This window comes from Glutamicibacter sp. AGC46 (genome assembly GCF_053543715.1).
Genome location: NZ_JBLVOJ010000007.1, coordinates 100,393 through 112,841, shown reverse-complemented (window position 1 = coordinate 112,841; position 12,449 = coordinate 100,393). Strand labels below are relative to the sequence as shown.

The 12,449-nt window shown below is 61.0% G+C and carries 14 protein-coding genes; 9 read left to right on the top strand and 5 right to left on the bottom strand.

Translation table 11 applies throughout. The annotated features are described in order from the left end of the window. The first annotated feature begins 161 nt into the window (after nucleotides 1-161). Entirely contained in the window at nucleotides 162-1,373 is a 1,212-nt protein-coding gene (gene rlmN, locus ACNPM8_RS02295) for a 23S rRNA (adenine(2503)-C(2))-methyltransferase RlmN (RefSeq protein ID WP_448939268.1), read from the top strand. A 94-nt stretch (nucleotides 1,374-1,467) separates the two neighbouring features. Beyond that, the gene (locus ACNPM8_RS02290; RefSeq protein WP_365942754.1) at nucleotides 1,468-1,953 is read left to right on the top strand and encodes a carboxymuconolactone decarboxylase family protein; all 486 of its coding nucleotides are present in this window, start codon (nucleotides 1,468-1,470) and stop codon (nucleotides 1,951-1,953) included. Between the two features lie 49 nt (nucleotides 1,954-2,002). Here the strand turns inward: ACNPM8_RS02290 and ACNPM8_RS02285 are convergent, their stop codons facing one another. The 3 genes from ACNPM8_RS02285 to ACNPM8_RS02275 all read right to left on the bottom strand — a co-directional run bounded on the left by ACNPM8_RS02285 (nucleotide 2,003) and on the right by ACNPM8_RS02275 (nucleotide 4,248). Continuing rightward, on the bottom strand, nucleotides 2,003-2,248 hold the full coding sequence (locus ACNPM8_RS02285; RefSeq protein ID WP_105656161.1) for a hypothetical protein: 246 nt from the start codon (nucleotides 2,246-2,248) through the stop codon (nucleotides 2,003-2,005). 101 nt (nucleotides 2,249-2,349) lie between these two features. Beyond that, on the bottom strand, nucleotides 2,350-2,829 hold the full coding sequence (locus ACNPM8_RS02280) for a hypothetical protein (protein ID WP_448937788.1): 480 nt from the start codon (nucleotides 2,827-2,829) through the stop codon (nucleotides 2,350-2,352). Nucleotides 2,830-2,841: 12 nt separating this feature from the next. Next, nucleotides 2,842-4,248, bottom strand: a complete 1,407-nt coding sequence (locus tag ACNPM8_RS02275; RefSeq protein WP_448939226.1) for a metallophosphoesterase family protein — start codon at nucleotides 4,246-4,248, stop codon at nucleotides 2,842-2,844. 238 nt (nucleotides 4,249-4,486) lie between these two features. Between ACNPM8_RS02275 and ACNPM8_RS02270 the strand changes: the two genes are divergently transcribed. Both ACNPM8_RS02270 and ACNPM8_RS02265 read left to right on the top strand, forming a co-directional pair. Next, nucleotides 4,487-5,683, top strand: coding sequence for a pyridoxal phosphate-dependent aminotransferase (locus ACNPM8_RS02270; RefSeq protein ID WP_448939225.1), 1,197 nt, complete (start codon nucleotides 4,487-4,489; stop codon nucleotides 5,681-5,683). Nucleotides 5,684-5,787: 104 nt separating this feature from the next. Continuing rightward, entirely contained in the window at nucleotides 5,788-6,144 is a 357-nt protein-coding gene (locus tag ACNPM8_RS02265) for a DUF2695 domain-containing protein (protein ID WP_105656164.1), read from the top strand. 3 nt (nucleotides 6,145-6,147) lie between these two features. Here ACNPM8_RS02265 and ACNPM8_RS02260 read toward each other — a convergent pair whose 3' ends face one another. Further along, nucleotides 6,148-6,822, bottom strand: a complete 675-nt coding sequence (locus ACNPM8_RS02260; RefSeq protein ID WP_365942750.1) for a DedA family protein — start codon at nucleotides 6,820-6,822, stop codon at nucleotides 6,148-6,150. Nucleotides 6,823-7,169: 347 nt separating this feature from the next. On the opposite strand from ACNPM8_RS02260, the gene ACNPM8_RS02255 reads away from it, so the two are divergent. The 4 genes from ACNPM8_RS02255 to ACNPM8_RS02240 are packed head-to-tail and all read left to right on the top strand — an operon-like array spanning nucleotide 7,170 to nucleotide 10,592. Next, entirely contained in the window at nucleotides 7,170-8,087 is a 918-nt protein-coding gene (locus ACNPM8_RS02255) for an ABC transporter ATP-binding protein (RefSeq protein ID WP_448939224.1), read from the top strand. After that, entirely contained in the window at nucleotides 8,087-8,839 is a 753-nt protein-coding gene (locus tag ACNPM8_RS02250) for an ABC transporter permease (protein WP_448939223.1), read from the top strand. Before ACNPM8_RS02255 ends, ACNPM8_RS02250 begins: the two co-directional genes overlap by 1 nt. Further along, the gene (locus tag ACNPM8_RS02245; RefSeq protein ID WP_448938891.1) at nucleotides 8,836-9,990 is read left to right on the top strand and encodes a sensor histidine kinase; all 1,155 of its coding nucleotides are present in this window, start codon (nucleotides 8,836-8,838) and stop codon (nucleotides 9,988-9,990) included. The genes ACNPM8_RS02250 and ACNPM8_RS02245 overlap by 4 nt, the downstream gene beginning before the upstream one ends. Beyond that, nucleotides 9,987-10,592 carry a response regulator gene (locus ACNPM8_RS02240; RefSeq protein ID WP_448939222.1) on the top strand — a complete coding sequence of 202 codons (606 nt, stop codon included), beginning with the start codon at nucleotides 9,987-9,989 and terminating at the stop codon, nucleotides 10,590-10,592. The genes ACNPM8_RS02245 and ACNPM8_RS02240 overlap by 4 nt, the downstream gene beginning before the upstream one ends. On the opposite strand, the gene ACNPM8_RS02235 is transcribed toward ACNPM8_RS02240, so the two are convergent. Then, the gene (locus ACNPM8_RS02235; RefSeq protein ID WP_208294262.1) at nucleotides 10,589-11,089 is read right to left on the bottom strand and encodes a DUF456 domain-containing protein; all 501 of its coding nucleotides are present in this window, start codon (nucleotides 11,087-11,089) and stop codon (nucleotides 10,589-10,591) included. The genes ACNPM8_RS02240 and ACNPM8_RS02235 overlap by 4 nt on opposite strands. A 336-nt stretch (nucleotides 11,090-11,425) precedes the next feature. Between ACNPM8_RS02235 and ACNPM8_RS02230 the strand changes: the two genes are divergently transcribed. Next, on the top strand, nucleotides 11,426-12,415 hold the full coding sequence (locus ACNPM8_RS02230; protein WP_105656171.1) for an ABC transporter substrate-binding protein: 990 nt from the start codon (nucleotides 11,426-11,428) through the stop codon (nucleotides 12,413-12,415). Nucleotides 12,416-12,449: the final 34 nt, after the last annotated feature.

Genomic DNA, 12,449 nt, shown 5'->3' with positions numbered 1-12,449 from the left:
CCCCCCCCGGGACTGTTTTCGCGTGCCCAAACTCACCGCCAAATACTCGCGGATACATGAAACAATAGGTAGCAATGACTTCCATCGATTCCACCCCACTTTCCGCTGAAGAACGCAAGGCACTGCGCAATGAGCAGGCCGCGGCCCAGCGCGCCCAGCAGATGCGCATCTCCAAGTCCCGAGCCGAAGCCGAAGGCCGCGCCCAGGTCGTTCCAACCGCCGAAGGCTGGAAGCAGGAGATGGGTGCCGATGGTCGTCCAGAGCTGCAGTTCGCCACCAAGCGCCGCGTTTCCCAGCCGCCAACGCACCTGGCTGATCTGTCCCTGGCCGAGCGCCAGGCCAAGCTGAAGGAACTGGGACTGCCGGCCTTCCGCGCCAAGCAGCTCTCCGTGCACTACTTCCAGCACTACACCACCGACCCGGAGAAGATGAGCGATCTTCCCAAGGAGCGCCGTGCGGAACTGGCCGAGGCCATGTTCCCGAAGCTGCTCACCGAGGTCAAGCGCCTGGAAACCGATGATGGCAAGACCATCAAGTTCCTCTGGCGCCTGTTCGACGGCTCGCTGGTCGAGTCCGTGCTGATGCGCTACCCGGGCCGCATCACCCTGTGCATTTCCTCGCAGTGCGGCTGCGGCATGAACTGCCCGTTCTGCGCCACCGGCCAGGCGGGCTTGACCCGCAACATGTCCACCGCTGAAATCCTGGACCAGATCGTCCAGGCCAACCGCGTGATCGCCGAAGGCGGACTGGGCGGACGCCAGCACCCCGAGGAGCGCGTGGGCAACATCGTGTTCATGGGTATGGGCGAGCCGCTGGCCAACTACAAGCGCGTGATGAACGCCGTGCACCGCATGGTCGCCGATGCCCCCGAGGGCTTGGGTATGGCCGCCCGCGGCATCACCGTCTCCACCGTTGGCCTGGTTCCGGCGATCCGCAAGCTGACCGAGGAGAATGTCCAGGTCACCTTCGCGCTGTCGCTGCATGCGCCCGATGATGAGCTGCGCGACGAGCTGATCCCGGTCAACTCGCGCTGGAAGGTCGACGAGGCACTGGATGCCGCGTACGACTACTACGTGAAGACCGGTCGCCGTGTCTCCATCGAGTACGCGCTGATCAAGGACATGAACGACCACGAATGGCGTGCAGAAATGCTGGCCAAGAAGCTGACCGCGCGCGGCCGCGGCTGGGTGCACGTGAACCCGATTCCGCTGAACCCGGTGCCGGGCTCCATTTGGACCCGCAGCGAACCGGATATCACCTCCAAGTTCGTTCGCCGCCTCGATGAGCTCGGCGTGCCAACCACGCTGCGCGATACCCGAGGCAAGGAAATCGACGGCGCCTGCGGCCAGCTCGCAGCCGACGGCGACAAGTAGCATTTACCGTGGAGACCAGCTTTCGCTGCTCTCCACGGTGCGTTAACGACCCCTCTTCGTGCAGGAGGTCTACGACTGCATGTATGGTTCTGATATGGCCGTTTCAGACCCGCTTTTCCTTGATAAGACCAATCCAGAGCTATGGAACTCGATTGGCAGATTTTCCAAAGATGTCGCCAAGTCCTACCGCGCAGCCGGAATCAGCGACCGCACCGCCGAGCTGGTGAACCTGCGCGTCTCGCAGATCAATGGATGTGCCTACTGCCTGGACCTGCATGCCCGCAAGGCACTGGACGCAGGGGAGAGCCTGCAACGCATCAACCTGCTGAGCACATGGGATGAATGCGGCGGCCTGTTTAGCGAAGAAGAATGCGCAGCACTAGCCATCGCTGAAGCCGCTACCGACCTGCCCAAGCCAGAAGAGCGTATCGCCGCGGTGGCATCGGCCCGTCTGGTGCTCAGCGTGGAGCAAGTGGCAGCCATCCAATGGATTGCCGCCGCCATGAACGCCTTCAACCGGATTTCGATCCTTTCCCGTCACCCGGTCAAGGAACGCGAACTGGAAAAGACGGGCAAATAGCAAAAGGCCGCCGTTTGCCCGGGTAGGGGAAACGGCGGCCAATACCAACTCAGGCGTTGGCTTTGCGCACGGCTTCGGTGTAGCGGCGTTCGAATTCTTCGGCGCTGACCACTTCTCGTTCCACGCGGAAGGAAGACTCGTCAATCCCCAGAACCGCAGCGATCAGTGAGCGGGTGTAAAGGGCGATCTTGCGTGATTTCCGGGTGGACGTCACATGGTCCAATTCCGGAACCCAGATGTTCCACCAGCCGCCTTCCTTGCCGACTACTGCCTTGAAAACGCGTTGCTCACTCATCTGCTGCCTTACTCTCTACGATGCTCTGACCAGCGTCTTGCCGTCTGCTTCAATACTCCACTACGTGCAGCCGTGGCGACAAGTCGTCGCTGCCGTGGGCACTACTTCGCCAGCGGCACGCCATCCTTGCCTACCGCGAAGCTCACGACGTCGTCATAGGCGCGTCGCTCGGTCTTTCCCAACTGGTATTCCGAATCCTGCTGGGGGAAAATGTGAACCGGGGTCAAGGTCAGTTCTGCGCCTTTCGCGGTATTGGCGATATCGATCTGCAGGTGCCCGTAGTGCAGTCCGCCGGAGACCAGCTGCGGAACGCCGTCCTCATCCTTGGCCCAGGTCTCTGGCTCGTCGGCAGGAGCTGACCACTGCGAGTGCGAGTTGAAACGCAGCGGCTCGTACTTGCCTTCGGCATTCTGCACCAGCTTCTCGCCGCGCAAGCCATCGGCGGCTACACCGACATCATACGAGTGGAAGCCGCGGGCATCCCCATCCTCGTCCACCCAGGAACGCTCGAACATTTCATCGTGGCCGGAGATGACCGCTGCCACGCCATGCTCCTCGAACATCGGGGTGTAGGCGCGCATCGCGGTGCCCGACTAATTGTCAGGGTGCTCGTGGTTCGGTGGGGTGCCGTGCACGCCGTTGGAGTAGGCCGAGTGGTGGAACTGGACCAGCACAATCTGGCCGTTGGCGCGGGCGTCGGCTAGTTGTTTTTCGGCCCAATTCCACTGCGCAGATGCGGCATCCATGTTGGGCAGGTCAACGTCTTGCGCGGTGGCGCCGGGGAACAGGTCCTTGAATCCCTGGACATAGGATTCGAAGGTGAACTCGCCCTGGGTGTCGGTGGACAGATTTCCTGCGGCCATATTCGTATCATCGCCAGAGAACTTCTCTCCGGAGAGCTGGCCGGTCCTGGTGTCCTCGTCCGGACGGCCGTTGGTGGAATCCAGAGTCAGCACGGTCACCGGTCCATGATCCACCCGGTAGTACGAGCCCTTGTACTCGGGGTGCTCGGGGTCCTGCGGCAAGGAGAAATAATCCAGGAAGCGGTTGCGTGAGATGACCGCGGGGGTGCGGTCGGCTTCCGTGCCGTAGCCGCCGTTCAGTGCCGCATAGGTTTCCCAATTGCCCAAAGCTGGAAGCAGCGGAACGCTGGAGGCCAAGTCCGAATGCTCGCCGGCCACATGGCCGAAGAACTCATCCCACGCCGGCTGGTAGCCCGACCCCTGGGTGAGATCGCCTGCCATCATGACCAGGTCCGGATCGGCAGCTTCGATGTGCTTGAGGTTCTCGTTGAATGCGGTGGACTGGTCCAGCGGGTAGCGCAGGGTCGGTTCGCCGTTGCGGGTGGTCATGCCGAACTGCTGATCCCATTTGGACCCCGCACCCGGACGCTGCATGGAATCTGCGGTGTAGCCGTTGACCGGGGAGAGCTCCCACTCGCGGTGCTCGGTGCGTCCGCGTGGTTCGGTTTCAGAATCGGAGAACGCAATGATGCGCACGTTCTTCCACGCCTCGCCCTTGGGAGCCGTTTTGAAAGCCGCCCTGTGGGTTTCACCTGATTGGGTCACGGTGTAGTTGTAGGACTTTCCGGGCAGCAGGCCTTGGAAGGTCACCGAGTGCTTGTAGTTCGAATTCGACTTCAACCACGAGCCCTGTTTCAAGCCCTCGATCTGCTGATCGAGTTCGGCCCGGGTGTATTCCATGAGGTCCAGGTACTGTGGTGCGCTGCTCTGCTTCCCGGACTTTCCCAGTCCCGGTCCCGAGAGGCTTATCGTGCCCGGCTCATCGGTTTCGCTGATCCAGTTGATGGTCATCGACGTGGCAGCAGGAGCTTGAAGGTAAGGCAGTACGCGGAAACCCGGTTCCGGGGACTTGGCCGTTGCCGCTGCAAGCTCGGAAGCAGCGGTTCCTGGCAGAGCAGCGGCGCTGGCTGCCGGCGCCAAGACCAACGGGATCAATACAGCGGCGGCAAGGGCGGCCGAGAGGGGCTTGTTGTTCATAGTGCGTTCTCCTGTGCGAGGTGTCGCCTGCAAAAGGCGGGTACCTTGAGGATGCCCGGGGCGCATGCCCCGAGGGTGGATATGAGGCAAACGGAGGGTGAACTGGGCCGGTGAGCCTGCTCACCGGCTGTCTCGCGCACTAATACCAAGCTGGAGCCGATAGCCTTGAAGCAGATAGCTGAGAAGACCAAAGCGAGGGCGCTTCGGTTTTCCACGCCTGCGAAAAGAAGGACAAACAGTGCAAGCCTCCCAGCGTTCCAAGGTAGCTCCCTTTGAAGTGATGCAAATTGTTGATCAGGTCGCCACGATGCGGGCCTCCGGCCACGACGTGATCTCGTTGTGCGTGGGAGAACCTGGCGGCGGCGCTCCAGCGGCCGTGAATGACCTGGCCGCGAAGCTGCATGCCGATCACGCCGACTTCGGGTACACCTCAACCGCGGGCCTGCTCGAAACCCGACAGGCCTTATCGAAGCACTACCAAGACACCTACGGGGTGCAGATCCTCGCAAAGAACTTCGTGATGACCACCGGTTCCTCCGGTGCATTCCAGCTTTCGTTCCTGGCAGCCTTCGATGCCGGAGACGTGGTGGCGCTGGCCCGTCCCGGCTACCCGGCCTACGCCAATATTCTGGGTGCCCTGGGGCTGGAAGTTATTGACTTGCCCACCGGTGCAGCACAGCGTTACCAGCCCACCGTGCAGCTGCTTGAGGCGGCCAAGAAGGAGCATGGACGCCTCGATGGGCTGGTTGTTGCGTCGCCAAATAATCCCACCGGAACCATGTTCAGCGCCGGCGAGCTCTCGGACTTGGCCACCTGGTGCGAAGCCAATGATGTGCGGCTGATTAGCGATGAAATCTATCACGGCATTGAACTCGTCCCAGACCGCAAGGCACATACCTCGTGGGAGTTCTCCCGCTCGTCCATCGTTGTCTCCTCCTTCTCCAAATACTGGGGGATGACCGGCTGGCGTCTGGGCTGGATGATCGTGCCCGATGAGCTAGTGCCAACGGTGGACGCACTGGCTTCGAACCTCGCCTTATGCGCTCCAGCGCCAGCACAGCGCGCGGTGGTAGCTGCCTTTGAACAGCAGAGCCTCGATGAAGCCAATGAGCGCGTGGCCGAGTTCGCCCGCACCCGAGCCCACGTGTTGGAGCACTTCAGCAGCCTGGGCATCAGCGAGGCAGCTCCCGCCGATGGGGCTTTCTACCTCTACGGCCGGTTGGCCCCCGAAGTCTTGGAGCATTTCGGTTCTGCGGGCAAGTACTGCCAAGCGGTCTTGGAGCATGCGCATGTGGCGCTGACCCCTGGAGGCGACTTTGATCCGTTCGAAGGCCACCTGTTTATCCGCTTGTCCTTCGCGGCCGGATATGAGCGTGTGGCAGAAGCGCTGGAACGCGTTGCGGCTTTCCTCCGGCAGAGCTTGGCAGGAAGCTAGTTTTCCACATTAGGTGAGCAATGCGCTGCGCGCGGCGCTTCAAAATGGACAGTGGATGGCAGTAACGCTTCGTTACTGCCATCCACTGTTTCAAGGAGCCACCAATGCCTGCAGTACTCGAACCTGTCGAACATGAATGCCTTGCGTGCTATTTGTATCGTGCGGTCTGCGCGCAAGGATGCGACGGGACCCATCTCTTCCTCTTGTCTTATCGCGATGCGAGCGCTCCGCGAGCTACCGCGATTGACCGGAAAATGCAGCTGCTGGGCGGATTCTGCGACTGCGAAGTGCTGGCCAATGCCATCCGCCCGATCACGCGTGAAGCGATTCAAGCCGTGGACAATGACGAAAATCTTGTCTGCAAAGGAGTACGCCGCGGCACAATCCAACCATGTGAACATTGGTTGATGCGCCGCGGCGTACAGTGGGGCGGCGGTCAGTTCCGCCGCCGAAGTGCTTGAAGATCAGTTTTCGGGGGTCTTGCTCTTCGGCTTGCGGGCCTTGAGCAGTTCAACACCGATAGGGATCACCGAGATGAGGACGATCAGGATGAAGATCAGGTCGATGTTCTCTTCGATCCAGGTGAATTGGCCCAGCCAATAACCCAGCAATGTGACGCCGATTCCCCACAGGGCGGCACCGATCAGGTTGTAGAGGATGAAGGTCTTGTGGTTCATCTTCGCTACGCCAGCGATTACCGGGACGAAGGTGCGGACCACTGGAACGAAGCGTGCCAGGATCACCGCGCGGCCGCCGAACTTCTCGAAGAACTCGTGGGCTCGCTCAACGTTCTTCTGCGAGAAGAAGCGGGAATCCGGTTTCTTGAAGATGGCAGGTCCGGATTTCTTGCCAATGATGTAGCCGGTCTGGTCACCTGCGAAGGCGCAGACAAAGATCGCGGCGGCGAAGAGCCACAACGGAATCTGGATGGTGCCGGTGGCAATGAGCATGCCAACGGTGAAGAGCATCGAGTCGCCTGGCAGGAAGAAGCCCACCAGCAAGCCGGTCTCGGCGAAGACAATGGCGCAAACCAGCAGCAAGACCCATGGGCCAAGCGCGGGGTTGTTCAGGAAGACGACTGGGTTCAACCAGTCGGGCAGGAAAGCCGCGCCCATGGTTGGAGCCGCATAATCGGTCACAAGGGAAAGAAACGAAGAATGATCTAGCACAGCAAAAATCCTACGTGAGTACGCTGTGAGTTTCCCAGAGTGCCATCCGTAATCTCTGGTGGGGGACAACCCGGCCACAAGGGCGAAAATCTCCAAGTTGTTCGTTGACCCGTAGTGATCATGGCTTTTCACGGGGCCAGCAACGAGAGCCGGGGGAACATTGGGAAGCGGCAAGTTGCCAAGCTCACAGCGGGATTCGACGTAAAAGTCGGCGAGGTTGCATCGAGCCACCTGGATTCGGTCCATGACAACGGTCATGGGCAACGCATGACTTTCTGCTCTTCTGCACACCCGGCAAAGGGGGAAGACTAAGAAGCATGGAAACGCTGATTAGAACGAATGCCGTTTCGCTCCGCGGCTTGAAGAAGACCTTCTCAACGCCGCGCAGCAAAGTTGAAGCAGTCAAGGGCATTGACCTGCAGATCCAGACCGGACAGATCGTGGCCTTCCTGGGACCCAATGGAGCTGGCAAGACGACAACCGTGGACATGATCCTGGGCCTGACCCAACCCACCGGAGGGTCGGTGGAAATCCTCGGCTTGGATCCGCGCCAAGCCATCTCCGCTGGGCGGGTCTCTGCCGTCTTGCAAACCGGTGGGTTGCTGCGCGATATGACCGTCAAGGAAACGGTGTCAGTCATCGCCCACATGCATGAGCAAGCAGATCGCATTGGTCCGGTCATGGAACGCACGGGGCTGGATAAGATCGCCAAGCGGCGCGTGGGCAAATGCTCTGGCGGCGAGCAGCAGCGCATCAAGTTCGCTTTGGCTCTGCTGCCCGACCCGGATGTACTGATCCTCGATGAGCCAACTGCCGGAATGGACGTGATGGCCCGCCGGGATTTCTGGGCCACGATGCGAGAAGAAGCTACCGAAGGGCGCACCGTCATTTTCGCCACGCACTATCTGGAAGAAGCCCAGAACTTCGCAGAACGCACTGTGCTGATGAGCCAAGGCCGCATTGTTGCCGACGGCGCCACCGAAGAGCTGCGCAAGCTCATCTCCGGACGCACCGTCAGCGCTTCCTTCCCCTCGGCGGAGCATGCCGAACGAGCCGGGGTTTTTGATAATTCGGTGCAGGTGGCCGAACGCAACGGATTGCGCTTCGCTTTCCACAGCGCCGATTCCGACCGCTTCGCGGCCGCTTTACTCGCCGACTACCAGGGCTACGACCTGGAAATTTCCTCACCGAGCCTGGAAGAGGCCTTCATCCAGCTGACCAAGGACGCATCATGATGAGCACCTACATCCGCGTGGAATTCGCGCGGCACTTCCGCGATGGGTACAACCTGATCTTCGCCCTGCTGCTGCCCGCCGCCATGTACATCCTGTTCGGCAACATCCCCAGCTACACCGAGTTCGAGCTGGGCGCCGGCAACGTGAAGTTCTATCTGATGATTTCCATGGCAGCCTACGGGGCGGCGGTCAGCACTGTGGCAATCGCCGGGACCGTGGCCACCGAAACCATGCAGGGCTGGGGCAGGCAAATTGCCTTGACCAAAATGCCGCCGGCCATGTTCGTCAGCAGCAAGATGATCGTCGCGGCCACCGTAGCCGGTGCCTCGGCAGCAGTAGTCTTCGCCCTGGGCGCCGCGACTGGAGCCGAAGTGCAAGAAGGGTGGATCTGGGGAGCGAGCTACCTGATCATCCTGCTCGGCGCCATGGTCTTCGCCTGCTATGGCATCGGGGTTGGCATGATGTTCAAATCCGAATCGGCTCTGGGCCTGGCCTCGGGCCTGATGGTGTTCTTCGCCTTCTTCGGCAACGTCTTCATGCCCCTGGAAGGAGGCATGCTCGACGCGGCGCGCTTCACCCCGATGTACGGCTACGTAGCCCTGGCCCGCTACCCGTTGCTCAAGGACATGCCTGCCGGAATCGAAATGGCGCCGGATGCGTTATGGATCCCAACCGCTAATCTTGTGGCATGGGCACTCATCTTCGTTCTCTTCGCGGTACTCGCCACCAGGAAGGCCAAGGCACGCCAGTGAGCCGCAGCCTGCCCGGCGCCGCGCCGGCGAGCGATCCGCTCTGCGAGATCGACGAGGACCAGAAATTCTGGGATCGCCGAGGTTGGCTGGTCGCCGGCGTCTGGGTGATTTTCCTGGTCTTCCCGGTGCTGGACCTTCTCGTGGAAGACTACTCGCTGCCCACCCGGATCATCGGCCTGGCGCTGATCGCCCTCTTCGCCGCCGTCTACCTGCAGTCCTACGCCAAGTTCTCCCAGAATATCGGGCAAGGCGGAACCAGCGCTCGCAGGGCGCATGCGAACTTCCTGGTCCTCTGCGCGATTATCGCCCTGGGCATCCCGGTCATCGGGTTGACCACCATGGGGCTCTTCCCCTTCATCACCTCCTTCGCGATCTTCTTGCTCAGCAGGAAGTGGGCCATCGCGGCCTACGCCGCGGTGCTGGTGCTCAGCTTCGCGCTGCCGATCGTCTACGGGCAGTTCATGGACGCGATCTTCCTGATCGGCCTGAACCTCGTGCTGATGGTGGTGTACGCGATTACCGTGGCCGCCATTCGGCGCTCGGCCGCAGCAGAAAAGATCCGCAGCGACTACCTGCTGGTCGCCGAGCAGGAGCGCGTGGCCAGGGACGTGCATGATGGCATCGGGCATTCGCTGACCGCATTGAATTTGAAGGCGCAGCTGGCCCTGCGCCTGATGGACCAGGAACAGTACGCCCAGGCCCGCGGAGAACTGGAACAACTCAGCGCCCTGGCCGTGGACGCGCTGGACTCCGTGCGCACGACGGTGCAGGGGCTCAGCCGCCAGGACCTGGCCGGGGAACTGGCCGAGCTGCAGCAGGCGTGCGACGACAACAACCTCGAATTCACGGTGGCAGGAACCGCCGAGCAAGTCCCGATGCAGCTGCGTTCGCATGTGGCATGGATCCTGCGCGAAGCGGTCACCAATGTGCTGCGCCACGCGCACGCCAGCACCATCGTGCTGCATCTGGAACCCGGAAAAGTCAGCGTCGATGACGACGGGGATGGCCTGCAAGCCAGCACGCCAGGCCACGGCATCCGGGGAATGCAGGAACGCGCCAAGCAATTCGGTGCCAGTTGTACAGTAGGGGCATCGCGGCTGGGCGGAACCAGCGTGCAAGTGGCCTTCGAGGCAGAGGGGAGTGCAGCGTGATCCGGATACTCATCGCCGATGACCAGCACCTGGTCCGGGGCGCGCTGGCAGCCTTGCTGAACCTCGAAGAAGATATCCAGGTTGTTGCGCAATGCGCCGATGGTGACGAGGTCGCCGCCGCACTGGATGCGCACCCTGCCGACATCGCGTTGCTGGATGTGCAGATGCCGCGGCACGACGGGCTGCGCACTGCAGCAGAACTCAAGGCCAGCCACGCCGAGGTGAAGGTGCTGATCCTGACCACCTTTGACCGTCCCGGATATTTCCGCCAGGCCTTCGAAGCCGGAGCGCACGGCTTCCTGGTCAAGGATTATCCGCCGGCCGAGCTGATTGCCGCCATCCGCAGGGTCTATTGCGGGGACAAGGTAGTGGATCCGCAGCGTGCCATGCTCAGCGTGGAGAGCCGCAGCAACCCGCTGACCGGGCGTGAGCGCGAGATCCTTTCACTGGCCGCCTCCGGCTCGCCGGTATCGCAGATTGCCTCGGCGGTGCACCTCTCGGTGGGAACTGTGCGCAACCACCTGTCCAATGCGATCGGCAAAACCAGCACTGCCAACCGCATCGAGGCCGCGCGCTACGCCCGCGAGATGGGCTGGATCTAGCGCGTGACGAAGTGGGTAATCAGGCCGATGACCCAAATGGAGGAGGCCAGCAGCACGCAGCCGAATTCCACGACGATGCCCAGGCCCATGGCCTTCAACGCAGCCCAGGATGAGCCGAGTGCGCCGGAGACTTCGCGCCGGCGCACGCTTTCACCGGCGAATAGGCCCACTGCGAAACCGACGAACATGCCGATCACGGGAATGAGGAAAGCACCGGCGATGGCACCCACGACCGCAAAGAGAATGGAACCTTTGGGGATTTGATGTTCCTTGAGTTTCTTGCCGGTCAGGATCGCAGAGGCGGACCAGCCCAGCAAGGCGATCGCCATGCCCAGGCCGGCCGCCCACCAGGAAGCACCGGAACCCAGCAGCCAGCCCCAGCCCAAGAGCGTGCCGATCGTCAGCAACGAGCCGGGCAGCACCGGGAAGATGGTGCCCAATGCCGATACGACTAGCAGCAGCCCGGCGATGATCGTGTAAATAATTTGTGCATCCACATGCCCAGTTTCGCACACTGCATCCTTACATGAGGCGCACCGTCAAGCAGGACAAGAATTCAGGGATATTTGTGCCGAATTGCCGAGCTGACGAACAAGCAATTGATTAAATCCGGATAATTTCCCTTCTCTCATTGATTCCTTTTTACCTAGTCGGATATCGATTTGGATTGAAAACCGTCACCCGTTGGCAGTGGAAAAAGAAATCAACAGCCGGAAGGCTCTTCCCACCCTAAATTGTTAGCGCTAACATTGTGACCATCGACACATTGTTCTGGTGCCGGAGACCATTCACTCCACCATTATCCGGCGGGGACCCACGAGGAGGAACTCACGATGAAACGACAGACCTTTTTGCGCACTGGCTTGGCAACGCTCAGCATCGCAGCTATGGCAGCCATGAGCGCATGCGCCGGCTCGGATTCCAGTGGCAGCGAAGGCGGAGGATCCGGTTCTGAGACCATTACCATCGGTTTCTCGCAGGTTGGCGCCGAGTCCGGGTGGCGCGCGGCAAATACCAAGGACATCCAAGACACCCTGACCGAAGAAAACGGCTTCAAGCTCAGCTTCTCTGATGCCCAGCAGAAGCAGGAGAACCAGATCCAGGCTCTGCGCTCGTACATCGCGCAGGGCGTTGACGTCCTGGCCTTCTCCCCAGTGGTAGAAACGGGCTGGGATGCTGTGCTGCAAGAAGCCAAGAGCGCCAACATCCCGGTGATCCTCACCGACCGCGCCGTTGACACCACCGACGACACGCTCTTTGCCTCGTTCATCGGCTCCGACTTCATTGAAGAAGGACAGCGGGCCGGGGATTGGGTTGTAGAGAATCTGGACAAGGACCTAAAGGTTGTCGAACTGCAGGGAACTACCGGCTCAGCACCGGCCATCGACCGCAAGGAAGGCTTCGGAAAGGCCATCGAGGGCACAGACATCGAGATTATCGACTCGCAGACCGGTGACTTCACCCGCGCAGGCGGCAAGCAGGTCATGGAAGGTTTCCTGAACTCCCATGACGATATCGATCTGGTCTTCGCCCATAACGACGACATGGGCTTGGGCGCCATTGAAGCGATCGAGGCAGCCGGCAAGAAGCCAGGCGAGGACATCAAGATTGTCACCATTGATGCAGTCAAGGACGGCATGCAGGCATTGGTTGACGGCAAGATCAACTACATCGTCGAATGCAACCCGCTGCTGGGCGAAGATTTGGCAGAAATCGCCAAGAAGGTTGTAGCCGGCGAATCCGTGGAGAAGCGCATCGTCGTTGAAGACGCCGCCTTCACCCAGGATGAAGCGGCCGAGGTCCTGGCCGATCGCACCTACTAGAAACGCAGGCAAGAGCACGAACCGGGGGGGGCCC

What these genes read in the sequence shown, in the direction of transcription:
- ACNPM8_RS02280 (WP_448937788.1), bottom strand. Translation starts at nt 2,829, where the DNA reads ATGCGCGCCTACACCCCGATGTTCGAGGAGCATGGCGTGGCAGCGGTC.
- ACNPM8_RS02265 (WP_105656164.1), top strand. Translation starts at nt 5,788, where the DNA reads ATGCCTGCAGTACTCGAACCTGTCGAACATGAATGCCTTGCGTGCTAT.
- ACNPM8_RS02250 (WP_448939223.1), top strand. Translation starts at nt 8,087, where the DNA reads ATGAGCACCTACATCCGCGTGGAATTCGCGCGGCACTTCCGCGATGGG.
- ACNPM8_RS02290 (WP_365942754.1), top strand. Translation starts at nt 1,468, where the DNA reads ATGGCCGTTTCAGACCCGCTTTTCCTTGATAAGACCAATCCAGAGCTA.
- rlmN (WP_448939268.1), top strand. Translation starts at nt 162, where the DNA reads ATGCGCATCTCCAAGTCCCGAGCCGAAGCCGAAGGCCGCGCCCAGGTC.
- ACNPM8_RS02255 (WP_448939224.1), top strand. Translation starts at nt 7,170, where the DNA reads ATGGAAACGCTGATTAGAACGAATGCCGTTTCGCTCCGCGGCTTGAAG.
- ACNPM8_RS02285 (WP_105656161.1), bottom strand. Translation starts at nt 2,248, where the DNA reads ATGAGTGAGCAACGCGTTTTCAAGGCAGTAGTCGGCAAGGAAGGCGGC.
- ACNPM8_RS02230 (WP_105656171.1), top strand. Translation starts at nt 11,426, where the DNA reads ATGAAACGACAGACCTTTTTGCGCACTGGCTTGGCAACGCTCAGCATC.
- ACNPM8_RS02275 (WP_448939226.1), bottom strand. Translation starts at nt 4,248, where the DNA reads ATGAACAACAAGCCCCTCTCGGCCGCCCTTGCCGCCGCTGTATTGATC.